General features: G+C 68.4%; 19 protein-coding genes, 1 pseudogene and 1 riboswitch. Of the genes and pseudogenes, 10 read left to right on the top strand and 10 right to left on the bottom strand.

Annotated elements, in window-relative coordinates:
* Positions 1 to 79: 79 nt before the first annotated feature.
* The 5 genes from KBX50_RS22110 to KBX50_RS22090 all read right to left on the bottom strand — a co-directional run bounded on the left by KBX50_RS22110 (position 80) and on the right by KBX50_RS22090 (position 5,750).
* On the bottom strand, positions 80 to 1,075 hold the full coding sequence (locus KBX50_RS22110) for a ribonucleotide-diphosphate reductase subunit beta (protein WP_210939487.1): 996 nt from the start codon (positions 1,073 to 1,075) through the stop codon (positions 80 to 82).
* 35 nt (positions 1,076 to 1,110) lie between these two features.
* Positions 1,111 to 3,501, bottom strand: a complete 2,391-nt coding sequence (locus KBX50_RS22105) for a ribonucleoside-diphosphate reductase subunit alpha (protein WP_210939389.1) — start codon at positions 3,499 to 3,501, stop codon at positions 1,111 to 1,113.
* Between the two features lie 124 nt (positions 3,502 to 3,625).
* Positions 3,626 to 3,832: riboswitch (cobalamin riboswitch) on the bottom strand.
* A gap of 160 nt (positions 3,833 to 3,992) precedes the next feature.
* A complete protein-coding gene (locus KBX50_RS22100) occupies positions 3,993 to 4,340 on the bottom strand; it encodes a hypothetical protein (RefSeq protein ID WP_247674210.1) in 348 nt (115 codons plus the stop codon).
* Positions 4,337 to 4,564 carry a hypothetical protein gene (locus KBX50_RS22095; protein ID WP_210939498.1) on the bottom strand — a complete coding sequence of 76 codons (228 nt, stop codon included), beginning with the start codon at positions 4,562 to 4,564 and terminating at the stop codon, positions 4,337 to 4,339. Before KBX50_RS22095 ends, KBX50_RS22100 begins: the two co-directional genes overlap by 4 nt.
* Before the next feature lie 43 nt (positions 4,565 to 4,607).
* A complete protein-coding gene (locus KBX50_RS22090; protein WP_210939387.1) occupies positions 4,608 to 5,750 on the bottom strand; it encodes a helix-turn-helix transcriptional regulator in 1,143 nt (380 codons plus the stop codon).
* 661 nt (positions 5,751 to 6,411) lie between these two features.
* Here KBX50_RS22090 and KBX50_RS22085 point away from each other — a divergent pair.
* From KBX50_RS22085 to KBX50_RS22055, 7 genes are all read left to right on the top strand, one after another.
* Entirely contained in the window at positions 6,412 to 7,023 is a 612-nt protein-coding gene (locus KBX50_RS22085) for a mobilome CxxCx(11)CxxC protein (protein WP_210939385.1), read from the top strand.
* Between the two features lie 15 nt (positions 7,024 to 7,038).
* On the top strand, positions 7,039 to 7,233 hold the full coding sequence (locus tag KBX50_RS22080; protein ID WP_210939384.1) for a hypothetical protein: 195 nt from the start codon (positions 7,039 to 7,041) through the stop codon (positions 7,231 to 7,233).
* Positions 7,234 to 7,504: 271 nt separating this feature from the next.
* Complete coding sequence (locus tag KBX50_RS22075; RefSeq protein ID WP_210939382.1) at positions 7,505 to 8,236, top strand: hypothetical protein; 732 nt, start codon at positions 7,505 to 7,507, stop codon at positions 8,234 to 8,236.
* Positions 8,237 to 8,739: 503 nt separating this feature from the next.
* Positions 8,740 to 10,632 carry an IS481 family transposase gene (locus KBX50_RS22070; protein ID WP_307871036.1) on the top strand — a complete coding sequence of 631 codons (1,893 nt, stop codon included), beginning with the start codon at positions 8,740 to 8,742 and terminating at the stop codon, positions 10,630 to 10,632.
* A gap of 251 nt (positions 10,633 to 10,883) precedes the next feature.
* A complete protein-coding gene (locus KBX50_RS22065; RefSeq protein ID WP_210939378.1) occupies positions 10,884 to 12,476 on the top strand; it encodes an LA2681 family HEPN domain-containing protein in 1,593 nt (530 codons plus the stop codon).
* A 186-nt stretch (positions 12,477 to 12,662) separates the two neighbouring features.
* Positions 12,663 to 13,040 carry a hypothetical protein gene (locus KBX50_RS22060; protein WP_210939376.1) on the top strand — a complete coding sequence of 126 codons (378 nt, stop codon included), beginning with the start codon at positions 12,663 to 12,665 and terminating at the stop codon, positions 13,038 to 13,040.
* Complete coding sequence (locus tag KBX50_RS22055) at positions 13,037 to 13,330, top strand: tyrosine-type recombinase/integrase (protein WP_247674209.1); 294 nt, start codon at positions 13,037 to 13,039, stop codon at positions 13,328 to 13,330. Before KBX50_RS22060 ends, KBX50_RS22055 begins: the two co-directional genes overlap by 4 nt.
* A gap of 57 nt (positions 13,331 to 13,387) precedes the next feature.
* On the opposite strand, the gene metH is transcribed toward KBX50_RS22055, so the two are convergent.
* On the bottom strand, positions 13,388 to 16,903 hold the full coding sequence (gene metH, locus KBX50_RS22050) for a methionine synthase (protein WP_210939374.1): 3,516 nt from the start codon (positions 16,901 to 16,903) through the stop codon (positions 13,388 to 13,390).
* 303 nt (positions 16,904 to 17,206) lie between these two features.
* On the opposite strand from metH, the gene KBX50_RS22045 reads away from it, so the two are divergent.
* Both KBX50_RS22045 and KBX50_RS22040 read left to right on the top strand, forming a co-directional pair.
* Positions 17,207 to 18,076, top strand: coding sequence for a PAC2 family protein (locus tag KBX50_RS22045; RefSeq protein WP_093402074.1), 870 nt, complete (start codon positions 17,207 to 17,209; stop codon positions 18,074 to 18,076).
* A 131-nt stretch (positions 18,077 to 18,207) separates the two neighbouring features.
* Positions 18,208 to 18,999: a GntR family transcriptional regulator gene (locus KBX50_RS22040; protein ID WP_210939373.1), complete on the top strand. Its 792-nt coding sequence runs from the start codon at positions 18,208 to 18,210 to the stop codon at positions 18,997 to 18,999.
* A 580-nt stretch (positions 19,000 to 19,579) separates the two neighbouring features.
* On the opposite strand, the pseudogene mshC reads toward KBX50_RS22040, so the two are convergent.
* The 4 genes and pseudogenes from mshC to KBX50_RS22020 all read right to left on the bottom strand — a co-directional run.
* A pseudogene (gene mshC / locus KBX50_RS22035) lies at positions 19,580 to 20,752 on the bottom strand (cysteine--1-D-myo-inosityl 2-amino-2-deoxy-alpha-D-glucopyranoside ligase); the annotation flags it as partial.
* Between the two features lie 65 nt (positions 20,753 to 20,817).
* Positions 20,818 to 21,636 (bottom strand): SCO1664 family protein, encoded by an 819-nt coding sequence (locus KBX50_RS22030; protein ID WP_210939372.1) that lies wholly within the window; start codon positions 21,634 to 21,636, stop codon positions 20,818 to 20,820.
* Complete coding sequence (locus KBX50_RS22025; protein WP_210939371.1) at positions 21,633 to 22,214, bottom strand: DUF3090 domain-containing protein; 582 nt, start codon at positions 22,212 to 22,214, stop codon at positions 21,633 to 21,635. The genes KBX50_RS22030 and KBX50_RS22025 overlap by 4 nt, the downstream gene beginning before the upstream one ends.
* 130 nt (positions 22,215 to 22,344) lie before the next feature.
* On the bottom strand, positions 22,345 to 23,055 hold the full coding sequence (locus KBX50_RS22020; RefSeq protein ID WP_210939369.1) for a histidine phosphatase family protein: 711 nt from the start codon (positions 23,053 to 23,055) through the stop codon (positions 22,345 to 22,347).
* Positions 23,056 to 23,534: 479 nt separating this feature from the next.
* On the opposite strand from KBX50_RS22020, the gene KBX50_RS22015 reads away from it, so the two are divergent.
* Positions 23,535 to 24,125 carry a hypothetical protein gene (locus tag KBX50_RS22015; RefSeq protein WP_210939367.1) on the top strand — a complete coding sequence of 197 codons (591 nt, stop codon included), beginning with the start codon at positions 23,535 to 23,537 and terminating at the stop codon, positions 24,123 to 24,125.
* The last annotated feature ends 128 nt before the right edge of the window (positions 24,126 to 24,253 follow it).

Here is a 24,253-nt window from a genome sequence, read left to right as displayed (position 1 = left end):
GGCCGGTGAACCGGCCCGGCGGTGATCGGCAGGATCATCGCCGGGCCGGACCCGGTTCGCGGGGGCGGCCGGACCGCCGTCAGAAATCGTCGTCGAAAGCGACAGTCCCGGTCACCCCGACCTGGTAGGCCGACACCCGCCGTTCGAAGAAGTTGGACAACTCCTGCACGTCCTGCAACTCCATGAAGGCGAACGGGTTCTTCGACCCGTACAGCGGTGCGATCTCCAACTGTGCCAGCCGGCGGTCGGCGACGTGCTGGAGATATTCGCGCATGTCGGCCAGGGACAGCCCGGACACGCCCTGTTCGAGCAGGTCGGCGGCGAACTGCACCTCGCACTCGACGGCCTCGGCGAGCATGTCCCGGACCTGCTGCTCCATCTCGGCGTCGAAGAGGTCCGGCTCCTCGGCGCGTACGGTGTCGACCACGTCGAAGGCGAAGGCCATGTGCATCGACTCGTCCCGGAACACCCAGTTGGTGCCGGAGGCCAGGCCGTGCAGCAGGCCCCGGGACCGCAGGAAGTACACGTAGGCGAAGGCGCCGTAGAAGAACAGTCCCTCGATGCAGGCGGCGAAGCAGATCAGGTTCAGCAGGAACGACCGCCGGTCCTCGCGGCTCTTCAGCTCCCGCAGCTCGAAGATCGAGTCGATCCACTTGAAGCAGAACTCGGCCTTACGGGCGATCGACGGGATGTTCTCCACGGCGGCGAACGCCGCGAACCGTTCCCGCTCGTCCGGCACGTACGTGTCGAGGAGGTTCAGGTAGAACTGGACGTGCACCGCCTCCTCGAACAGTTGCCGCGACAGGTAGAGCCGCCCCTCCGGCGAGTTGACGTGCTGGTACAGGTTGAGCACGAGGTTGTTGGCGACGATGGTGTCGCCGGTGGCGAAGAACGCGACAAGCCGGGACACCAGGTGCTGTTCCGCCGGGGAGAGCTTGGCCAGGTCGGCGAGGTCGGAGTGCAGGTCGACCTCCTCGACGGTCCAGGTGTTCTTGATGGCGTCCTTGAACCGATCGAAGAACTGCGGGTAGCGCATCGGCCGCAGCGTCAGGTCCATGCCGGGGTCGAGCAGCATCTGCCGCTGGCCGGTGTCGGGGTCGGAAACAGTGGTCACTGGCAGGCCTCGCAGCTCTCGGGGTTTTCCAGGGAGCAGGCCAACGCTTCGTCGTCGCTGACCGCGACGATCGGCTTGACCGCCGGGGTGACGGCGACGGTGGCCTGCTGGATCCGGGTCGCCGGACGCGACCGCAGGTAGTAGGTGGTTTTCAGCCCGGCCTTCCAGGCGTACAGGTACATCGAGGAGAGCTTGCCGATGGTCGGCGCGCTCAGGAACAGGTTCAGCGACTGCGACTGGTCGATGAACGGAGCGCGGGCTGCCGCCAGGTCGACAAGCGCCCGTTGCGGCAGCTCCCACGCGGTACGGAACAGCTCCCGCACCTCCTCGGGCAGCTCGGCGATGCCCTGCACCGACCCCTCGGCCCGCTTGATCTGCTCCCGGATCGGCGCGGTCCACAGTCCGCGCGCCTTCAACTCCCGGACCAGGTACGTGTTGATCTGGAGGAACTCGCCGGACATCGTCTCCCGCTTGAACAGGTTGGACACCTGCGGCTCGATGCACTCGTAGCACCCGGCGATCGAGGCGATCGTGGCGGTCGGCGCGATCGCCACCAGCAGCGAGTTGCGCAGGCCGTGGCGGGCGATCTGCTCCCGCAGCGCGGTCCACCGCGACGCCTGCGCCACCTCCGCGCCCCACAGGTCGGGATGCAACTCACCCTTCGCGGCGCGGGTTTCGGCGTACGCGGGGTGTGGGCCGAACCGCTCGGCGAGCCCGACCGACGTCTCCAGCGCGGTCAGGAAGATCTCCTCCTGGACCCGGGTCGACAGCTCCCGTGCCGGTGCCGAGTCGAACGGCAGGCGCAGGGTGAACAAGGCGTCCTGTAGCCCCATCAGGCCAAGCCCGACCGGTCGCCAGCGCGGGTTAGACACCGCCGTCTGCTCGGCCGGGTAGTAGTTGATGTCGATCACCCGGTCGAGGAACACCACCGCCGTGCGTACCGTGGCGCGCAGCTTCTCCCAGTCGACGCCGTCTGCGGTGACGTGCGCGCCCAGGTTGACCGAACCGAGGTTGCACACGGCCGTCTCGGTGTCGCTGTTGACCTCCAGGATCTCCGTGCACAGGTTCGACAGGTGGATCGTGTTGCCGGGCGCACCGGTCTGGTTGGACAGTCGGTTCGCGGCGTCCTTGAAGGTCATCCACCCGTTGCCGGTCTGCGCGAGCGTACGCATCATCCGGCCGTACAGGTCGCGGGCCTTCACCGTCCGGACGGCCTTCTTCTCCGCCGCCCGGTACGCCTCGTCGAACGCCTCGCCGAACAGGTCCGGCAACTCGGGTGCGTCCGACGGGTCGATCAGCGACCAGTCGCCGTCGGCCTCGACCCGGCGCATGAACTCGTCCGGGATCCAGTTGGCCAGGTTCAGGTTGTGGGTACGCCGGGACTCCTCCCCGGTGTTGTCCCGCAGTTCCAGGAACTCCTCGATGTCCGGGTGCCACGGCTCCAGGTACACGCAGGCCGCGCCCTTGCGCCGGCCACCCTGGTTGACCGCCGCCACCCCGGCGTCGAGCGTCTTCAGGAACGGCACGATGCCGTTGGACCTGCCGTTGGTGCCCCGGATCAACGCGCCCCGGCCCCGCACCCGCGACCAGGAGATGCCGATGCCGCCGGAGAACTTCGACAGCTTCGCCACCTGGTGGTAACGCTCGTAGATCGAGTCGAGTTCGTCGCGCGGGGAGTCGACCAGGAAACACGACGACATCTGGGTGTGCCGGGTGCCCGAGTTGAACAGCGTCGGTGAACTCGGCAGGTACGCCAGGCTCGACATCAGCCGGTAGAACCCGATCGCCTCGCCCGGTGTCTGCGACAGCCCGCAGGCCACCCGCAGCAGCCAGTACTGCGGCGTCTCCACCACCAGCCGGGTCTGCGGATGCCGCAACAGGTAACGGTCCGCGACGGTGCGCAGCCCGAAGTACTCGAACCGCAGGTCACCGTCCGGGTCGACCGCGTCGTCCAGCTTGCGGGCGTTGCGGGCCACGAACTCCGCGGTAGCGTCCCCGATCAGCCCCAGGCCGTGGGCGTAGCGGATCGACTGGCTGAAGCTGGCCACCTGCTGCCCACGGACCTCCTTGTCCACGTACGCGGCCAGCAGCCGAGCCGCCAGCTTCGAGTACTGCGGCTCCGTACCGATCAGCTCGGCGGCCGTCTGGATGGACAGCTTGTCCAGCTCGGCGGTGGTGGCCCCGTCGTACAGGCCGCTGATGGTCTTGGTGGCCACCCGCAGCGGATCGACCTCGTCGAGGTCGGCCACCCACCGCTCCACCGCCCGGACGATCTTGTTGACGTCCACCGGTTCCGTGGCGCCGTCGCGTTTGCGGACCTGCATCACCTGCCGGCGCTGCTCCGACACACCTGCGTCGGAGGCCGGCGCCTCCCGCACGACCGTCACGTCTCTCTCCTCGCGCCGTCTGCTCCGGGCCTCGGACACGCGGGAGGACGCCACGGGATCCGCGCAGGCGGCACGGCCCGTTGATGGCGTCGGCCGTCCCACGCGGCCTGCGGCCGCCGCCCACGAGTGCGGGCGGCGTGCTGGCAGGTCTTCGGACTCGTGGGCGTGCTCGCGCGCTCCTACTGGCCGTCGCTTCCCAGGCCGGAGCCCAGTGCTGTGTGACGGCTGTCGTTCCCACTCACCGCTGCGGGGCAGCCCCGGATTCACACCGGGTTCCCTCTTGCCTCGGCCGCCCCGGATGGGCGCCCGAACCAGCTACGGGTGACACCATATATGGGTGGCCCACGAACGCAAGACACCAGATGGTGTGTCGGCGTGTCCTGCAACGGATGTCACATCCGGCTGCGCCGTCCGGCCGGTCCGTGCTTGACCGGTCTCCGGCAGGCGGCGTACGAAAAGGACGGCGGATGCGACGGGATGCTGATCGTCAGTCACATCCCGGCGTGGCTATCCGCCCCGCAGGTGCACCTCAGCCACGCGAGGAACCTGGTTGTCAGCTCGCCGGGATCCTCACGCGGCAGGTCGTCCAACGCCGCCGTCAACAAGGCACCCGCGTACATCGACAGGCCCACCCGGTCCCGGCCGTACGCCTCGCCGAGCCTCACCCGCGCCGGAGCGCACGGCCACACCGGTTCGCCGTCGCAGGTGCCGCACGTCCACTGCGGCCGGCGCGGTAGGTGCTGGTCGCCGAGGCGGCAGGGCAGGGCGTCGACAGCGCGACCGATCCGGATCGCTTCAGCGGCCATAGCGTCGCGGTAGCGCACGGGTCGCCCGGTCATGCCGGCCACCGCGCGTTACGCCGCGCCTGATCGAGCAGGCGTCGCCGGGCCGCGTCCTGCTCGATTTCCTGCCAACGTTGCCCGGTGCCGGCCGGCGGCACGGACCACCGCCGCCGCAGCCACCGCCGAAACCTGCGCCACACGCCCACCGCCGCCACCTCCGCCAGGTCGTAAATGGGGGTGGCGGCGCCGCACGGGGGAACACCACCGACACCCAAAAGCATCGTGCGATGACGGCGTGTGACCAGGTCAGAGGCTTGGTGTCCGCTACGGGTTGACGGACAGATCCAAGTCGCGGACAGCTGCGTCAACCTGCCCGGCCAGGCGTCGTGAGGCCGTTGACACCGCGATGGACCGTGCCTCCCCCAGCACCCGCTGCGCCGAGCCACTGTCCCCGGCCCGGCCGTGGGCGATGGCCAGGTGCACGAGGTGCCCGCCGTGCCAGTCGGCGCTCTCGGCCGTCTCGTCCACCCCCGTTGTGCCTGCGGTCAACAGCTCGACGGCCCGGTCGTTGGCCCGCGCGTCCCGATCGCCCAAGTACCGCCACACGATGCCCTGCTGTACCGCGTAGAAGGCCGGGGTGTACCAGTATCCCCACGCGGGCAGTGGCGTCTCTGCCGCCTCGGTGGCCAGGTCGGCGGCTTGCGCGAGCATCTGCCGCACGTCGGTCGGGCACGCCCCAGCCATGGCCAGCCCACGCGCCTCCTGGCCGGCGGAGTACGCGCGCAACGCCGTGTTGGCTCGCGGATCATCCCGGGCAGCCCGGGATAGCCCGATCATCTCTGGCAGGTCACCGCGACCCTCCGCCCGGTGCCCCTGGAAGGACAGCACGGTCGCCGTCAGGTCGGCGTTGCTGGCCTCTGTGGACCACTGCAGACTGCGGTCCAGCCACACGCGGGCGGTTCGGTCGTCACCGTTGGCGATACCGAGCCAACCGGCGAACTGCGCCCATTGCGCAGCCATGTCGACCACCGCCGGCCGCACCTGGTGGCCAGCCTCGCGCAGCAGCGACACGATCGTGTCGAGCTGGACGCGTACGGGCGGTAGGACGGCTGCGGCGCCGATGGAGTCCTCCAGCCGCCGGTATCCGGCGAGCACGTCGCCCAAGATGCGAACCCCGGCCAGATCGACACGGCCCGGATGCGCGGCGACGTAGGCCGCCCGCCGGCCGCCGTCGGGAACGTCAACGACCATGGCGGCGAGCGCACCACCGGCGGCGAGCGCGTCATCGAGGCGGACGGCGACGTCGACGGCTGGCCGGGTCTGCCCTGTCTCCAGCTGATGGATGACGCTCTTGCCATGGCAAACCGCTGCGGCCAACTGACGCAGCGACAGGCCACGCTCACGGCGTAGCCGGGCCAGCTCAGCTGGGAATCGCGGGTCGACGATGGTGTGTGCGCGTGGTGGCATGGTTTGCTCCCGCGTGGAGGACCACGGCTGGCCTACCGGTTTCCACACCTGCGGGCCGCCACAGTCGACATTACTCAGCAGCGGCACGCCACGACAGCGGTCGACCCGCGAACTGGGCCATGTCGGCGAGGCGGCACCAACAACCTGCCCAACATGGGCGTCCTGTTCACCTACTTGGCGTTGCAATGTGACTGGCCGCCGGCTAACCGAACCCAATCGGCCGGAATGGCGCGCGAGCTGCACCGACGCCTGCCACGGATGGTCAGCGTTGGTCACCCGTGGTTCACCTCAGACGGCCTGCAGACGGCCTGATCTTGGGCTCAGCTCGCGTCGACAGCGGTTCGACCCTTGGTGTTAGTACCGGCGAGATGGCCTGAGGGGCTTCTGCGAGGTCACGCGCGGCGGAGGCACGTCCCCGCCCGGTGTGCTCGGCACGGTTGCTGCACCTCTCTGCCGTGCTGCTGGCGCGCCGGCGCGGTGGCGCATGTCGAGACTCGGATGCTTAACACGATTGCGAATTCTCTTCACCTCCGTCTTGGCCCACAGGCCATCGACAAGCGCAGGTCACGACATGCGTGATCGGCTTTGCGGCCGACACCGGACGGAGGTATCGTCCCGGCAACCAAGCCAACCAGCTAAAACGAAGGGATGCAGGACGCGCATGGGCGGCGAAGAGGCACTTGTCCGTAAGGATGAGTCCAACGCCCTTAAAAAGGAGATTTGGGACAGAGCTTTCCATGCCTATGCAACAGCCTTCATCTTCGAGCAGCGGGCACGCAGGTTAAAACGCCGCCTGAAGTGGCTGAACTTTGTGGCATTAGTAGTTCCTGTGATCGTGGGTGGTTTAGCACTCGGCTACGGCGCTGGGTTTCCGCTACTTGGACTCGCCGTTGGAGTGGGGGCCGCCGTCGGACTCTTGCAGTTGGTCGTTTCAACATGGTCCGTGGTCTCAGGTTGGGTCGAGTCCTATGGATACGCCACCACCTCCGTGGTTGACAATCAACGGCTGGCACGCGATTTTAAGGAACTTGGGGAAAGCTCAGCCCTTGACGTCGAGAGCGTACGGAATCGCTACAACATCTTGAAGGCCTCTGATGATGCACGGCAGGCCCAGGACTACGGGCAAGATATAGACGAAGCCGAAAAGCGCATGGGTATGCGTGCTGCGTTGCGAGAACGACGTCGCCAGTGCGCTGGATGCGGAAACGTTCCTGCGAGCATGGCCCCGACAAAATGCGATGTATGCGGGAATTTCAAGATTCGTAAGATTTAGAGGAGCGAAGGCTTTATGGACGTACAGACCGCACAGATCCTCAGAGGCTTCCTCATGCTCAACTCGTTCCAGCAGGACGAGTTTGTCAGGACAATCAACGACGTCATGCAGGGGCGCAAGACGAGCAACAAGGCGTTTAGCGAAGCCGGTGAAATCCTCAGGGTCAACACCGGCCCCGTCATGAGCGCCTGTGGATGCTGTGGACGATAGGGAGCTCATGCCAAGCGACTCAAGTGCCGGCCTCGTCGATCCGCACCTCACGGTCGGAGCTATTGGACGGGCTCGACCGAGAAAGTGGGCAGCCTTGGTGTCTTTCGCTGTGAGGGATGAAGGCGCTCGCGCAGCGGAGAGCTGACGAGATGCTAGTCGTTCGAGGTGAGCGTAAGGCTGCATTCGGTCTACCTCTGACCGTCTGACAATTCGAAGCTCTGGGAGCCTCCGTGTTGGCTCTTACTCACTGCTCACTGAAGGATTTGAGGCTATGGCGAAGGCTGCGGAGATTTTAGCGTACGCTCGGAAGCAGGCTGACGAGCTTGAGCGGGACATGCATTGGATTACGAGCGAGCACAGTCCTAGCCACGGGTATTGGATTTCGTCCGATTATCAGATGCTTACGAAAATTGTGGCACGAGCCGCAGCCGCCCAAGAGTTCCTGCGGCAGTACTCCGGAGCGGAGAGTTTCTGGACTGAGCGGGCCATTTCGGTGTACCAGAGCAAAGGTGACAACCAGTCAACTGAATCCGGTGCTCGTGCGATCGGTGAACTCTTGCGGGCATGGGCAGACCAGGTTGAGGCGGGAGTCATCGAGATAGTCGGTTCTCGGTCGTGGGTAGAGGTTGGCCAGGCAAGCACTGACGTCATGGGCCAGGTGCGTCGGCTAAATGAAGACCCAGAAGCGCATCCCGCTGCCGCTATCGTCCTCTGTGGTGCAGCGCTCGAAGTGGCTCTTCGCGCCGTTGCCGAAAGTCGCGGCATTGTGGTCGAAGAGAGACCCACGTTGTCGGTCCTCACGAAGGTTCTCCGCCGAGAAAGGCTCCTCACGGTGCAGGACGTCAAGGACTTGGAGCAGTGCGGCGGGCTTCGAAATCTGGCCGCACACGGGCAATTCGAGACACTCAGCCCAGAGCGGGCCGGCCTCATGGAGCAACAGACCAACTTACTACTCCGTCGTCTCAGTGACCTGGTGCCTGTGACCGCGGGGACTGTTGCCTGAGCCGGTTCGCGCTGGCCCTACTTTTGCGCGTCCTGGCCGGGGCGTCGGCTTTCGTCCGCACCCTGTGGAGTGGGTGGGGCCTGCCCGGTCAAGGTGGAGCACCCCACTGTCTGAACGACCTTGACCGGGCAGGCCCCACCTGCTCGGCTATGCCCGGACGGAGGTTGTCGGGATGGCGCCACCATCCCAGAGTGCCCGAGCGCCCCGCCGGAGGCACTGCCCATGTCTCGACCAACGCGAAGCCCCGGAACCGTCATCGATCATGGCGGCGGCCCGGGGCTTCTTCGTATGTCGCGCCGCCGGCGGGCTATCACCGACGCGCTGGCGGCCGAAGGCCAGAGGCGCGGCGGCGGGCCATCGGCCCGGCCCAGGTTCGGCGGCGCGCGCGGCCTGCGAAGCGGGTCGCCTTGATCCCGTACAGAAAGTTCTCACAAACTCTGTTTCCCCGGAGCTGTCCTCCGTCGGCTGATGTGCGACACACGTCCGCCAGGTGATCTGCGACAGTGGTCCGTTTCGGCACTCTGAGCCGACGTCTCCGTGGGGCGTCGGGATTCGGGAGGCCGGGATTGGCGCTGGTTGTCTTGTCGGTTGTTGAGCAACGTCTGGATGCGGTTCGTGCGGTGCTGGCCGGGTCGGATGTGATGGAGGTGGCCGCCGGCTTCGGGGTGCACCGCTCGACGGTGCATCGGTGGGTGGGTCGGTATCTGACCGAGCAGTTGGCGGGGTTGGCTGACCGGTCGCATCGGCCGCACTCATCGCCTGCTCAGGTGGCGGAGGCGGTCGAGGTTGCGGTGGCGGAGATGCGCCGGGAGCATCCTCGGTGGGGATCGCGGCGGATCCGGTTGGAGATGCTGCGCAAGGCCGGCCCGTGGGTGGTGGCGGATCTGGCGGTGCCGTCGGAGCGGACGATCGATCGGATTCTGCAGCGGCAGGGTCTGTTGCGGGTCCGGCCTCGGAAACGGCCGAAGGACTCGTATAAGCGGTGGGAACGGCCTGCTGCGATGCAGTTGTGGCAGATGGACATCGTCGGTGGGGTGCAGCTGGTCAACCCCGCCACCGGTGTGTTGCGGGAGGCGAAGCTCGTCACCGCCGTCGACGACCACTCCCGGTACTGCGTGATCGCCAAGGTGGTCGAGAGAGCCACCGGCCGGGCGGTGTGTCTGGCCCTGGCGGAGGCCCTGGCCCGGTTCGGGGTCCCGGAGGAGATCATCACCGACAACGGCAAGCAGTTCACCGACCGGTTCGGCAAGTACCGGCCCCGCACGGGTGAGGTGCTGTTCGACAAGATCTGCCGCCACAACGGCATCACGCATCGGCTCACCGCACCCGCCTCACCGAACCAGAACGGCAAGGTCGAACGGTTCCACGGCACCGTTCGCCCCGACTTCCTCGACACCGCAGACGCGTTCACCAGCCTGCAAGAAGCCCAAGCCGCGGTGGACGCTTACGTCCTGCACTACAACACCGACCGACCCCACCAGGCCCTCGACCCGAGAACGCCGGTCACCCCGGCTGACCGGTTCCAGCCGGTCGGAGCCCAGCAGCGGGCACTGGTCGACCTATGGCTGCCACCCACCCTGGACCCCGTCCCCGCCATCCCGGTCCAGCAGCCGTCGACCGCCCCTGAGCCAGTCCAGGTCCAGCCGCCAGTGCAGCCGGGCGGGCCGGTGGAGTTCGACCGGGTCGTCCCGGCGTCGGGCAACCTGATGGTCTGCCAACGCCAGTTCTGGATGGGCACCCACCGGGCCGGCATGGTCGCCCGGATCTGGGCCGACTGCGACCTGATCCACGTCCTCATCGCCGGCATCCGGATCAAAACCGTCCGCTCTCACCTGAGCGTCAACGACCTGGCCACCCTCACCCGCCAGGGCGCCGTCCCGGCCGGCCCGTCGCCTCTGCCCCCGATCGAGGACGGCGACGCCATCGAGGTCGAACGCTGCGTCAACCGAGGCGGCGGCGTCTCCCTGGGCCAACACATCATCCTGGCCGCAGAGATCCTCGCCGGCCGCCGCGTCGGCATCCGCATCGAACCGACCACCCTCATGTTCTACGACCTCGACACCCGCGAACTACTGCGCACCCGCCCCAACCCACTACGCCCCGAACAGATGAAACGCCTCCGCGGCACCCGCCCAGCCGGCCCACCACCACGACCCTCGATCGAACCCGTCCGAGTGCAACGGCGAGCTTCCAACAGCGGCATCATCATGGTCGCCGGCCAGAAAGTCGCCCTCGGCCGACTCCACCGCCATCAGACCGTCACCGTGACCGTCTCCGAAACGACCCTGGCCATCGAACTCACCGACGGCGACACCAAGGTCATCCGCCGCACGACCACCCAGCCAGTCCGTAGCATCAAAGGCCAGCGACCGCGGATCGCTACCTCAGTTTCCTAGACCACCCGTCGCACATCACCTGGCAGAGCTACGTCGCACCTCAGCTGTCGGATCACACTGTTTCCCCGGAGCCACTGGGAAATAGCTAAATGCAGTACGCGCTCAGCCGCCTTCGCGCCTGCTTGTCGTGTACGGCTATCGCTCCCTCCTGGGACACCCTGACCTTTGGGTCACCGCTTGAAACGGCCGCTGTTACCGTAACGAGGCTAAAAACGCTCGCTACGTTCGATGCCTCCCTCTAGGCTAAGGGCATGGAATTCTCGGCGGAGTACCTGCGCCTGTATGAGTTGGTCCTCCAGACAGGCGACCGTTCGGTCGCCGCTGTCGAAGCAGCGACCACCATTCTGTCGATTGCAGCGGAAGTCGAGTCCGCAAATTTAACTTCCAAGGAAGCGGCAGCAATCCGCTTCATGTGCTCCTCGGTCCTGCTGAATTCCGCATTCGATCTGCACGACGCTACACTGCTTAAGCGGGGAAGGGACCTTGCAGAACAGGCGCTGGCCGAGACAGGGCCAGATGAACCACTGCGCTTCCAATGCATCTACAATGCCGCCAATGCAATCGTCGCCGAGTGTGACGAGGGACTGCCTAAACAGGCCAGTCATGATGCCTGGGTTCCTAGCCTGATCGAGAACCGCTTGGCGCATCGCCTCCACCTCCGCGAAGCTCGGAGTCTGTACTTCGAGGCCGCATCATCTCCATCAGCGGATCCGCACACACGATCGGCGGCGTATTGCAACCTGGCGAACAGCCTCGACCACTCTGGCCGCTGGGCCGAGGCTTATGACTTCTACCTTCGGGCCTTAGAGGAGGATCCAAGAAATGGCAACGCGGCCGGCAACCTAGCTCAGTTACTGTACTCCCGGATCAAAAATGGAACAGGCCAGCTAGGCCACATGGCTGCCGTTTACGACAAATACGTCACGATGGCAAAATCGCTGCGTGAGGGTACGCTGAGTTTCGCCGGCGAAGGTACAGCTGACCGGTGGGACGCGCTCAACCTGACTGAAAGCGATGGTCACCTATCTCATGGACTTGCTGATAGCGATGACGACTATCGACATTGGGTTGCCGTGCATCGCTTGGCCCTGTCCCCTGCTGTCGAGGGACTCGGGACGGACGATCCGCACTGGGACGGGGCGGTAATCGAGGTCCTATATGGCAACACGGCTGCGGATGTGATGCCGCCGATTCTGGCCGAAATGAATGTCTTGAAATCCGACTTTCTTGTTTCCCGAAGACTGGCGTTCGACGGGATCGTCCAAGTCGCAGAGGGCCCCGAGCAGAAAGACGATGACTCGGGATACTACATCGAAACGCTGGACCACTCCCTGTATGGAACCCAGTACTCCAAACTCCTGCTAGCCCAGCGATCCGCACTGGACGTCCTAGACAAGACCGCCGTGGTCGTGAATGAGTATCTCAACGTCGGCGACCGCCCTGACCGCGTGTCGTTTCGGAAGTTCTGGACTAACAAGGACGGGTCAGTGCGGGAGAGTCTGATCAAGCGTCCGGCGAGAGCCCTTCCTGCATTCGCTCTATCGGAGTTGGCTTTCGACATGGACAAAGATGGTCTCTACGCCGCCTCGCAGGATCTGCGCAACGCAGGAACACACAGGATCGTACATGCAGCTTTCATGAATGCAACCGGCGTCACTCCCGACTCCCGTAGCAGAGTCGGACTCTTTGACTTGGTTGATTCCACCATCCTCGCGCTACAGGTGACCCGGTCGGCCTTTCTCTACATTATCGACTTGGTTGCGACCTGGAACCACCCGGACGACCACCAAGGCAACTATCAGTCGCTCCCATCTTTCGAGTATATGCAGTTTCCCGACCTCTAGGATGGCGGAACCTCTGCTACAGATTAGCGCCTTCAACTTGTCGCACATCAGTTGGCGGACATATGTCCCGATCTGTTATCGGACCATATTCTCAAGTGACGTCACCTGACCGTCGTCCGCGCTCGGCAGGTCAGCAACCCGTTCGCGGTCAAGACGATTCGGCCACCGAAGTACCAAGCGCCGAAAGTGGTTCCCTGGCCGAACGACCTACGCGCCCGCTTCCGGGCCGCCGTCGCCGAGCGCTACCGGATCACCGTCGACCTGGGCGCCGGCTGCGGCCTCCGGCAGGGTGAAATCTTCGGCGTCAGTCCGGACGACGTCGACCCTGCCCGGCCCATCCTGCACGTCACTCGTCAGGTGAAGCTCGTGCGGGGCCGCCTGATCTTCGCCCCGCCCAAGGGCGGCAAGGTCCGGGATGTTCCGTTGCCTGAGTCGGTGTCGCGCCGGCTCGCAGAGCACGCGAAGCAGTACCCGCCGGTCGACGTCACCCTCCCATGGGGCACCTCGACCGGCGAGCCCGGACCGTGCCGCTCTGCCTCACGACCCCGGCCGGAATGGCGTTGAGCCGCACGGCCTTCAACTCGGGCGTCTGGAAGCGCGCCATCCGTGCGACCGGCGTTCCCGACAACCGACACAACGGCATGCACGTGCTCCTGCACACCTACGCCTCGGTCCTGCTCGACGCCGGCGAAAGCGTGAAGGTGCTCTCGGCCTACCTCGGGCACTCCGCCCCCGGCTTCACCCTCCGGATCTACACCCACCTGCTGCCGGCCAGCGAGGACCGCACCCGCCGCGCGATCGACCACGCCTTCGCGGACGACCCGGAGACCCCGGGCGGCCGGGAGACGGCATGATCATGCGAATCACGGCCAATCCGGGCGCTCCGCCGCAGGTCAGAGTGCCTGCGGTCGTCATTTGGCGTTGAAGTAGCTGGCCTCGGGGTGGTGGACGACGATGGCGTCGGTGGCCTGCTCCGGCATCAGCTGGAACTCCTCCGACAACTGCACGCCGATCCGCTCGGCGCCGAGCAGCTCCACGATCTTCGCCCGGTCCTCCAGGTCGGGGCAGGCCGGGTAGCCGAACGCGTACCGGCAGCCCCGGTAGTCGGTGCGCAGCAGGCCGGCCAGGTCGCCCGGGTCGTCGTCGGCGACGGTACGGCCGTCGGGCAGCTTCAGCTCGGCCCGGACCCGCTTGTGCCAGTACTCGGCGAGGGCCTCGGTGAGCTGCACCGACAGTCCGTGCACCTCCAGGTAGTCGCGGTACTCGTTGCGGGCGAACAGCTTCGCCGCGTACTCGCTGGCCGGCTGGCCGACGGTGACCAGCTGCAACGCGACCACGTCCAGGTCCTCGCCGCGCGGGCGGAAGAAGTCGGCAAGGCAGAGCCGCCGCTCCTGCCGCTGCCGGGGGAAGGTGAACCGGGCCCGCTCGGCGTGCCCGTTCTCGTCCAGGACGACCAGGTCGTTGCCCTCCGAGTACGCCGGGAAGTAGCCGTACACCACGGCCGCCTCCAACACCTGGTCGGCGATCAGCCGGTCCAGCCAGTAGCGCAGCCTCGGCCGGCCCTCGGTCTCCACCAGCTCCTCGTACGACGGGCCCTTTCCGCCGCGCGCACCGCGCAGCCCCCACTGGCCCATGAAGGTGGCCCGCTCGTCCAGCAGCGCCGCGTAGTCGGCCAGCGGCACCCCCTTGACCACCCGGGTGCCGTGGAACGGTGCGACCGGCACCGGCACGTCGACCGCGACGTCGGAGCGTACCGAGGTGTCGTGCAGCTCCGGCAGCGACTCGGCGACCACCGCGCGCTGCCGTTCCCGGCGGGCCCGGCGGGCCGCCAGAGCCGCCTCCCGCTCGGCGTCCACCACCGGGGCGCCGCCGCGCTTGGCGGCCATCAGCCGGTCCATCAGGGACAGCCCCTCGAAGGCGTCGCGGGCGTAGTGCACCTGGCCGGGGAACATCGACCGCAGGTCGTCCTCGACGTACGCCCGGGTCAACGCCGCGCCACCGAGCAGGACCGGCCAGCGCTCCGCGACCCCGCGCGAGGCCATCTCGACCAGGTTCTCCTTCATGATGACGGTGCTCTTGACCAGCAGGCCCGACATGCCGATGGCGTCGGCGCGGTGCTGCTCGGCGGCGTCGAGGATGGCGGAGATCGGCTGCTTGATGCCGATGTTCACCACCTCGTAGCCGTTGTTCGACAGGATGATGTCGACCAGGTTCTTGCCGATGTCGTGCACGTCGCCCTTGACGGTCGCGAGCACGATGCGGCCCTTGCCGCCGTCGTCGGCCTTCTCCATGTGCGGTTCGAGGTACGCCACCGCGGTCTTCATCACCTCGGCCGACTGCAACACGAACGGCAGCTGCATCTGACCGGAGCCGAACAGCTCACCGACGACCTTCATGCCGTCCAGCAGAATGTCGTTGATGATCAGCAGCGGGGCGGTGCCGGCCGCCATCGCCGCCTCGAGATCGGCCTCCAGGCCGTTGCGCTCGCCATCGATGATCCGCCGCTTGAGCCGCTCGTTGAGCGGCAGGGCCGCCAACTCCTCGGCCCGGGTGGCGCGCGCCGAGGCGGCGTCCACGCCTTCGAAGATCTCGATGAACCGCTGCACCGGGTCGTAGCCCTCGCGCCGCCGGTCGTAGACCAGATCGAGGGCGATCTCGCGCTGCTCGTCGGGGATCTTCGACATCGGCAGGATCTTGCTGGCGTGCACGATCGCCGAGGTGAGCCCGGCCTGCACGCATTCGTGCAGGAAGACCGAGTTGAGCACCTGCCGGGCCGCCGGGTTGAGTCCGAACGAGACGTTCGAGACGCCCAGTGTGAAGTTCACCCCGGGCCAGCGCCGGGCGATCTCCCGGATCGCCTCGATGGTCTCGATGCCGTCGCGGCGGGTCTCTTCCTGACCGGTGGCGATCGGGAAGGTCAGCGCGTCGATGAGGATGTCCGAGCGGTGCATCCCCCACCGACCGGTGAGGTCCTCGATCAGCCGCCCGGCAACCCGTACCTTCCACTCCGCCGTACGGGCCTGGCCCTCCTCGTCGATGAGCAGCGCGACCACGGCGGCGCCGTGCTCGGCGACCACCGGCATCACCCGCGCGTACCGGGACTCCGGGCCGTCGCCGTCCTCGAAGTTGACCGAGTTGACCACGCACCGGCCGCCGAGCTTCTCCAGGCCGGCCTCGATCACCGCCGGCTCGGTCGAGTCCAGCATGATGGGCAACGTGGAGGCGGTGGCGAACCGGCCGGCCAGCTCGCGCATGTCGGTGGTGCCGTCCCGGCCGACGTAGTCGACGCAGAGGTCCAGCAGGTGCGAGCCGTCGCGGGCCTGGCTCCGGGCAATCTCCACGCAGGACTGCCAGTCGGCGGCGAGCATCGCCTCCCGGAACGCCTTGGAGCCGTTGGCGTTGGTCCGCTCTCCTACCATCAGCACGCTGGCGTCCTGCGCGAACGGCACGTGGTGGTAGATCGAGGAGACCCCCGGATCGGTACGCGGCTCGCGGGCCACCGGCCGCACGTCGCGCAGCCGCTCGGCGAGCACCCGGATGTGCTCGGGAGTCGTGCCGCAGCAGCCACCCACCAGCGCGACGCCGTAGTCGGCGACGAACCGTTCCAGCGCGTCGGCCATGTCGTCCGGGCCCAACGGGAAGTACGCCCCGTCCGGGGTGAGCACCGGCAGACCCGCGTTGGGCATCACCGACACGGGGATGCGGGAATGCTGTGCCAGGTAGCGCAGGTGCTCGCCCATCTCGGCCGGCCCGGTCGAGCAGTTCAACCCGATGAGGTCCACCCCGAGCGGCTCGATGGCGGTCAGCGCCGCGCCGATCTCGCTGCCCAGCAGCATGGTGCCGGTGGTCTCGACCGCCACGTGACAGATGATCGGCACCGTACGGCCCGCCTCGGCCATCGCCCGCTTGGACCCGACCACCGCCGCCTTGACCTGGAGCAGGTCCTGGCAGGTCTCGACGATCAACGCGTCCGCGCCGCCAGCGATCAGCCCGCCGGCGTTCTGCTGGTACGCGTCGCGGAGGCTGGCGTACGAGGCGTGGCCGAGGGTCGGCAGCTTCGTACCCGGACCGATCGAACCGAGCACCCAGCGGGGCCGCTCCGGGGTCGAGTACGCGTCGGCGGCCTCCCGAGCCAGCCGCGCCCCCACCTCGGACAGCTCCCAGATCCGGCCGGCGATGTCGTACTCGGCGAGGTTGGGCAGGTTCGCGCCGAAGGTGTTCGTCTCCACGCAGTCCGCGCCCGCCGCCAGGTACGCCTCGTGCACCCCACGTACGACGTCCGGGCGGGTGACGTTGAGAATCTCGTTGCACCCCTCCAGACCGTCGAAGTCGTCCAGGGTCAGGTCCGCAGCCTGCAGCATCGTGCCCATCGCCCCATCGGTGACGAGGATCCGGTCTGCCAGCGCATCGAGCAACGAAATCCGCACGACCTCAGGTTAGTGCGGCGGGCCAGGCCCGCACCCCTGCGTGCCGTCCGATCCCACATTGTGTCATCGGGATCACCCTGCCCGCTTTGGCACGCATTGCCCGAGACGTGCCCTGCCAGCCCGGTACCCGCACGGTCCTACGCCGGTGTCGACGCCCGCCCCATCCGGCGCGGCCGACGGGCCGGGTCCGGGCCTGGCACGTAGGCTGACTGACGTGAAGGACTACAGCGACACCGCCACGCACCGTGGGCGGACGACCGGGACCGCCTCCCGGACCGCCGGTGACGAGCAGGAGGTGACGGCGTGACCGAGTTCGACGGGCTGCCGGTGCTGCGGTCCCCGGTCGCCATCTGCGCCTTCGAGGGGTGGAACGACGCGGCGGACGCATCCACCGCGGCGGTCGAGCACCTGGAGCAGGTGTGGGAGGCCCGACCCGTCACCGAGCTGGACCCGGAGGACTTCTACGACTTCCAGGTCAGCCGGCCCACCATTGCCATGTCCGACGGCGCCACCCGCCGGGTGGAATGGCCGACCACCCGGTTCACGGTCGCCAGCCCCGCCGGCACCGAGCGGGACGTGGTGCTGATCCGCGGCATCGAGCCGAGCATGCGGTGGCGGACCTTCTGTGAGCAGGTGCTGGAAATCTGCCACAGCCTGGAGGTCGAGCGGGTGGTGCTCCTCGGGGCTCTGCTGGCCGACGTGCCGTACACCCGGCCGCTGCCGATCAGCGGCAGCGCCTCCGACGCCGACGCCGCGCGCCGCTACCAGCTCACCCCGACCCGGTACGACGGGCCGACCGGCATCGTGGGCGTGCTGCACGACGCCTGCACCCGGGCCGAGGTCGACGCCGTCTCCTTCTGGGTCCACGTGCCGCACTACGCCAACAACCCGCCCTGCCCGAAGGCCACCCTCGCTCTGCTGCACCGGGTCGAAGAGGTGCTGGACCTGCCGGTACCCATGGCCGACCTGGCCGAGGAGGCCGCCGAGTGGGAGCAGCGGGTACGCAGCGCCGCCGAGCAGGACGCCGAGCTGGGCGAGTACGTCCGCGAGCTGGAGGAACGCGTCGGTGACGCCGGCATCACCCCGTTGACGGGCGACGAGATCGCCCAGGAGTTCGAGAAGTACCTGCGCCGCCGGGGCGGATCTGCCGGCCCCACCGCCGGTTCCTGGTAACCCGCTCCCCTCGTTCCGCTTTCGAGACCCCGGGTCGTTCGTCGGCCCGGGGTCTCGTCGTGTGTGTCGGGGTGGCGGCGCACACGCCCTGTACGGCATCCTAGGAACCTAGCTGAAATGAGGAGGCGGGGATGCAGATCAACCCGGGGGCGGCCGAGTTCCCGCACCGGCAGATCGCCGCGCAGCTCAAGATCCAGATCCGGCGCGGCGACTGGGCGCCCGGCGAACGGCTGCCGTCCATCCCGGCCATCGCCGAGATGTTCGGGGTGGCCAAGCAGACCGTGCAACGCGCCGTCGACCAGCTGCGGGTCGAGGGCATCCTGATCACCAAACCCGGTTCCGGTACGTACGTGCGGGGCACCCGGCGGCGACTCAACCGGCTCTCCCGGGGCCGCTACGGCGGCTTCCGCGGCTACCACACCGACCTGGCGGCCCGATATCGCCAGCAGCTCGTCTCCGTCGGCCGCTCCCCCGCGCCGCCCGAGGTGGCCGATGCGTTCGGCGTACCCGACGGCACCGAGCTGCTCTGCCGCCGCCACCTCGTCCGCACCGAGGATTCTCCTGTGGAGGTGGGCGCCTCCTGGTTCCTGCCCGCCGACACCGCCGGCACCACACTGGAACGCGCCGAGGCGTTCGGCCGCCCGCTCTACCAGGAGGCCGAGGAGGCCACCGGCCGCCGGTACGCGACCGCCACCGACACCATCACCGCCCGCCAACCCAGCCGCGAGGAGTCGGAGACCCTCCAGATCCGGCCGGACACCCCGGTGCTGCATCTGCTGCACGTGGCGTACGACCCGCAGCGCAAACCGATCGAGGTCGCCCAGGCCACCTGGCCGGGCCCGGTCACCACGCTGACCGAGGAGTACCAGATCCCCGCTCCCACCGCCGAGCCGGACCCCGACCTCGGCCTCGTCCTCGGCTGACCCGCCCCCACCACCCCACGTCCGCCTCCCATGGGGACCTCACCCCGACGGGGAACAGCAAGCAGCAACATCGGCGAAGTAGTCCCCCTCACGGGCAGGCGACACAGCAACGTCGGGGAAGTTGCTGTCTCAAGGCGTCCGGGCAGGGTGCCCACAAGAACAGGATCGGGGACGCTGTCCTGCGGCGTCCGAGGCAGCAACATCGGCGATGTTGCCCCCTGACGGGCGTCCGAGACAGCAACATCGGGGATGTTGTCCGCTCGGGCGGGAGGGGGCACAACGCGGAAGGACGGCCAGCGCGGGAGGGCCCAGCGTGGGAGGGGGCACAACGCGGAAGGAGGGCCAGCGCGGGAGGGCCAGCGCGGGAGGGGGCACGGCGCGGGACCGAAGACGTTGCCGGCTCGGGTCAGAGGCGGATGCCGAGCAGGGCGTCGACGGTGTCGGCGAAGAGGCGCGGCGCGGCCGGGTCGTCGTCGGCACCGGCGTCGGCACCGGCACCGGCACCGGCACTGGCACCGGCACCGGCACCGGCACCGGCACTGGCACTGGCACCGGCACCGGCACCGGCACCGGCACTGGCACTGGCACCGGCTAGGGTCCGCTCGGCCCACTCGTCGGCCAGCCGCAGGGCACCGGGGGTGTCGAGATCGTCGGCGAGTCGTTCGCGTACGCCGGCCAGGAACGCCGACCCGGACGGCCCAGCGGTCGCGGCGGCGGCCCGCCGCCAACGGCCCAGCCGCTCCTGGGCGGCGGTGAGCAGGTCGTCGGTCCAGGACCGGTCGGCTCGGTAGTGACCGGCGAGCAGGGCCAGCCGGACCGCCATCGGATCCACCCGGTCGGCCCGCAGCCGGGAGACGAAGACCAGGTTGCCCCGGGACTTGGACATCTTCTCGCCGTCCAGCCCGATCATGCCGGCGTGCACGTAATGGTTGGCGAACGGTGCTGCTCCGGTCAACCGCTCGGCGTGCGCGGCGGAGCACTCATGATGCGGAAAGAGCAGGTCGTTGCCACCACCCTGCACGTCGATGGTGGAGCCGAGCAGGCCGAGGGCGATCACCGCGCACTCGATGTGCCAGCCCGGCCGGCCCGGGCCGAGGTCTCCGCCCGGCCAGGACGGCTCGCCGTCCCGGGCGCCGCGCCAGAGCAGCGGATCAAGCGGGTCGCGCTTGCCGGCGCGGTCCGGGTCGCCGCCGCGCTCGGGGAAGATCTCCAGCATCTCCGCGCGGGAGAGGTTGGACTCGTAGCCGAAGCTCGGTGCGGCCGAGATGTCGAAGTAGACGTCGCCGGTGCCGTCGTCGAGGCGGTACGCGGCACCGTCCTTGAGCAGCACCAACACCTTCTCGGCGATATCCGGGATCGACTCCACCGCGCCGACGTAGTGGGCCGGCGGGATGATCCGCAACGCCTCCATGTCCTCCCGGAACAGCGCCGTCTCCCGCATCGCCAGGACCTTCCAGTCCTCCCGGTCGCGTTCGGCCCGTTCCAGCAACGGGTCGTCGATGTCGGTGACGTTCTGTACGTACCGAACCTCGTGGCCGGCGTCACGCCACATCCGCTGCACCAGGTCGAAGGTGATCATGGTGGCAGCGTGCCCGAGGTGGGTGGCGTCGTACGGGGTGATGCCGCAGACGTACATGGTGGCGGTGCGCTCCGGGTCGCTCGGCTGCACACCCTCCCGCGCCGAGTCGAACAACCGCAACGTCTCGCTCCGGCCCGGCAGCCGCGGCACCTCGTGCCCCACCCAAGACTCCATGACCGTCAGCCTAGCCAGCCGTTGGGCGACGTCACGCCGGCCCGAGAGTGATCAACGCGACAGGCTCAAATCGGCGGCCAGGGCACCGCCGGCCAGTCCTGGGACGGCTGCGGAAAGCGACCACTCTCGCACAGCCGGTCGACCCGGGCGGTCAGCTCGGCGATCTCACCGAGGGTGAGGTGCTCGGCCAGTTCCTCGCCGAGCGGGCCGGCGAGCTGACGGGACAGGCGGCCGAGCATGTCGACCGCGTCGGCCGGCAACGACCGGCCAGCCCACCCCCAGAGCACCGTGCGCAGCTTCTCCTCCACGTGGAAGCTCACCCCGTGGTCGACCCCGTGAATCCGGTCGTCCGGACCGACCAGGACGTGGCCACCCTTGCGGTCGGCATTGTTGATCACCGCGTCGAGCACCGCGAGACGGGCCAGCCGCGGATCGTCCGCGTGGGCCAGCGCGTACGGGGTGCCGTCGTCGTCGCGGGCGGCCGCGATCGGGAACCAGCGCGGTGGCACCGAGTCGGCCGGCACGAAACCCACGAGCGGCTCGGCGTCGGGCGGCTCGTCGATCCACAGTTGGCAGGAGCCGGGCCCGAACGGCCCGTCCCGCAGCACCGTCGGCGGCACCAGATCCCAACCGGTAGCGGCGGAGACGAGGAAGGCAGCCACCTCACGCCCGGCGAGGGTGCCGTCCGGAAAATCCCACAGCGGCCGCTCGCCGCGCACCGGCTTGTACACGCACCGCGCCGACGCCCCGTCCAGGGTCAGCACGCCACGCAGGGTGGTGTTGGAGGCATCGACGAGCCGCCCTTCGACGGTCAGCTCACCGTCACGCAACAGGCGCAGCGCGGCACCCCCGTCCTGCCGGGGAGCCACGCCGGACGAGGTCACCGGTGGTAGCCGTTGTTCCGAGGGCAGAGATGGCCAGCCGGGTCGAGGGGCTGACCGCAGAGCGGGCAGGGCGGCCGGCCGGCGTTGACCACACGCCGGGCCCGCTCGATGAACGCGCGGGTCGCTTCAGGGGTCAGCCGGACCCGGAGCCGGTCGAGGTCTTCGTCGGGCTCGACATCGTCGGGGTCGTCCTCCTCCTCCGACTCGCCAAGCTCGATCTCGGTCTCCGCCTCGCCGACCGCGATCGCCTCGATCACCACGGTCGCGGTGTCCGCGTCGAAGGCCAGGCCCAGCGTGCCTACCCGGAACTCCTCGTCCACCGGCGTCTCCAGCGGGTCGTTGTCACCGCCCGGAACGGCAGCAGCCTCGGGCAGTTCCACACCGAACCGACGCTGGGCCTCGGTGAGCAGTTCCTCCAGCTTCTCGGCAAGCAGGGAGACCTGGACCTTCTCCAGCGCGACGCTGACCAGCCGGCCACCGCCGCGCGCCTGAAGGAAGAACGTGCGCTCCCCCGGCGGCCCGACGGTCCCGGCGACGAACCGCTCCGGCGGCTCGAAGGCGTGCACCTGGTGGGTCATACCCACGACCCTATCCGGCGGCCCCGCGCAGCGCGCACCCCACCGACCCGAATAGCGACGCCGCCGACGCCGCGTATCCCGCCCGCGGTGCGAGCAGATCCCGCCGCCACGGAACACGGAGCCGGGCGGCTCACCGGGACGACCCCGCGCCACCGCCGACCGCGGCGTCCGAGTCCGCTGGCCGGCGGGCCCGCCGACGCCGCTTACCCGGCGGCGGCACCAGGCCGGCCAGGTCACCGCCGACATCGTTGAGGCGTACCAGGAAGGGCCGCAAAGGGGTGTAGCGGATCGCGGTCACCGACGCTGGGTCCACCACGATCCGCTGAAAAAGATCCAGGTGTACGCCGAGCGCGTCGGCGACGATGGCCTTGATCACATCGCCGTGGCTACAGGCCAGCCAGACCGCCTCGGGACCGTGTTCGGCACTCAGTCGGGCGTCCCAGGCGCGTACCGCCGCAACCGCTCGGGTCGCCATCTGCGCCATCGCCTCGCCACCGGGGAAGACGGCCGCGCTGGGGTGCTGCTGCACCACCGGCCAGAGCGGCTCCTTGGCCAGCTTCTTCAGTGGCTGCCCCTCCCAACTGCCGTACCCGCACTCGATCAGACCGTCGTCCACCACCGGCGACGCCTCGGGCAACGCCAGGTCCAGGGTCTGCCGGCACCGGATCAACGGGCTGGTAACCACGGCCGTCAACGGCACCAGACGTAAGCGTTCACCAACTGCGGTGGCCTGGGCGCGGCCGGTCTCGTCCAGCTCGACGGGCTGCCGACCGGCGAGGCCACCGTCGGCGTTTGCGGTGGTGCGTCCATGCCGCAGGAGCAGAAGTGTCGCCACCCGCACAACCCTAGGCCCTCGCCCCGCACCCGTCGGGGCGGTACGGGACTCCCCGACAGATCACCTGGAACCACATTCGCCACCGACCCGGCCCGCGATGCCCGGGCCGGAGATCTGGTGACGGAAGGTACCGGATGGGCGCGGTGTCCGGTTTTCGATGGTCGGTGGCGGGTGATCGGGCGGAATCATCGGCCGACGGCCGGCGTTGAATACGGTGGCTGACCAAGTAGTACCCACCCCGGCACCCCGGCGTGGCCCGGCGGATGCGGGAATGACCCGCCCCGGCCGGTCGTTGAACATGGTCCCGGCGCGCGATGTGCCCCCGCACCGCGCCTCCGGCAGAGCCCCGGAAACCCTGAACGCCCGGCCCCGCCCCGGGAGCCGATTGTTTTCCGCTGTCTTCTGGCGCTCGACCGCGCCCGGCCTCACCCGCCACCCCCCTTTCGACGGCGGGCGGGGCCACCCCCGACGCGAAGGAGCCCCCGATGAACACCATGCTGCGCAAGAGCATCCTCGGCATCGCCGGCCTCACCGCCGCCGCCGGACTCGCCGCCGGCCCCCTCAACCACGGCACCACCAGCAACGAGCCCACCCCGATCACCCCCATCGCCGCCGTCCAGGCCGACAAGCCGGACATGGGCAAGCTGCTGCCGCACGGCGCCCCGGCCAACCAGTCGACGATCGAGTTGAACGACGAGCAGATCGCCAACGTCAAGGCGATCATCGCCGCGACGAAGAAGGCCGGCATGGACGAGCGGGCCGCGGTCGTGTCGATCGCCACCGCCCTGCAGGAGTCGAAGCTGGAGAACCTGGGTCACCTCGGTGACCGCAACGACCACGACTCGCAGGGCCTGTTCCAGCAGCGCCCGTCGTCGGGCTGGGGCACCGTGGAGCAGATCACCGACCCCGAATACTCGACCCTCGCCTTCCTCAAGGGGTTGAAGCAGGTCGACGGCTGGCAGGACATGGCCCTGACCGAGGCCGCGCAGACGGTGCAGGTGTCGGCCTACCCCGACCACTACGCCCAGTGGGAACAGCAGGCCGCCGACCTCGTCGCCCAGCACTGGACCAGCTGACCCCCACCACGGTCAGACAACAACCGAAGACATTCCTCCACAGGGGGAACAGAAAACCGCTGGCCGGCACCCGACACCCCGGGTGCCGGCCAGCGGCGTACCCCCACACCGAAGCAACCGACCGCAGA

The organism is Micromonospora sp. C51 (genome assembly GCF_018070435.1).
Lineage (GTDB): Bacteria > Actinomycetota > Actinomycetes > Mycobacteriales > Micromonosporaceae > Micromonospora > Micromonospora sediminimaris.
The sequence above is the reverse complement of the archived record's forward strand: the minus strand, read 5'-3'. Positions and strand labels throughout refer to the sequence as shown.

What these genes read in the sequence shown, in the direction of transcription:
- KBX50_RS22110 (WP_210939487.1), bottom strand. Translation starts at nt 1,075, where the DNA reads ATGCTGCTCGACCCCGGCATGGACCTGACGCTGCGGCCGATGCGCTAC.
- KBX50_RS22100 (WP_247674210.1), bottom strand. Translation starts at nt 4,340, where the DNA reads ATGACCGGGCGACCCGTGCGCTACCGCGACGCTATGGCCGCTGAAGCG.
- KBX50_RS22095 (WP_210939498.1), bottom strand. Translation starts at nt 4,564, where the DNA reads ATGCTTTTGGGTGTCGGTGGTGTTCCCCCGTGCGGCGCCGCCACCCCC.
- KBX50_RS22090 (WP_210939387.1), bottom strand. Translation starts at nt 5,750, where the DNA reads ATGCCACCACGCGCACACACCATCGTCGACCCGCGATTCCCAGCTGAG.
- KBX50_RS22085 (WP_210939385.1), top strand. Translation starts at nt 6,412, where the DNA reads ATGGGCGGCGAAGAGGCACTTGTCCGTAAGGATGAGTCCAACGCCCTT.
- KBX50_RS22080 (WP_210939384.1), top strand. Translation starts at nt 7,039, where the DNA reads ATGGACGTACAGACCGCACAGATCCTCAGAGGCTTCCTCATGCTCAAC.
- KBX50_RS22075 (WP_210939382.1), top strand. Translation starts at nt 7,505, where the DNA reads ATGGCGAAGGCTGCGGAGATTTTAGCGTACGCTCGGAAGCAGGCTGAC.
- KBX50_RS22065 (WP_210939378.1), top strand. Translation starts at nt 10,884, where the DNA reads ATGGAATTCTCGGCGGAGTACCTGCGCCTGTATGAGTTGGTCCTCCAG.
- KBX50_RS22040 (WP_210939373.1), top strand. Translation starts at nt 18,208, where the DNA reads ATGCAGATCAACCCGGGGGCGGCCGAGTTCCCGCACCGGCAGATCGCC.
- KBX50_RS22025 (WP_210939371.1), bottom strand. Translation starts at nt 22,214, where the DNA reads ATGACCCACCAGGTGCACGCCTTCGAGCCGCCGGAGCGGTTCGTCGCC.
- KBX50_RS22015 (WP_210939367.1), top strand. Translation starts at nt 23,535, where the DNA reads ATGAACACCATGCTGCGCAAGAGCATCCTCGGCATCGCCGGCCTCACC.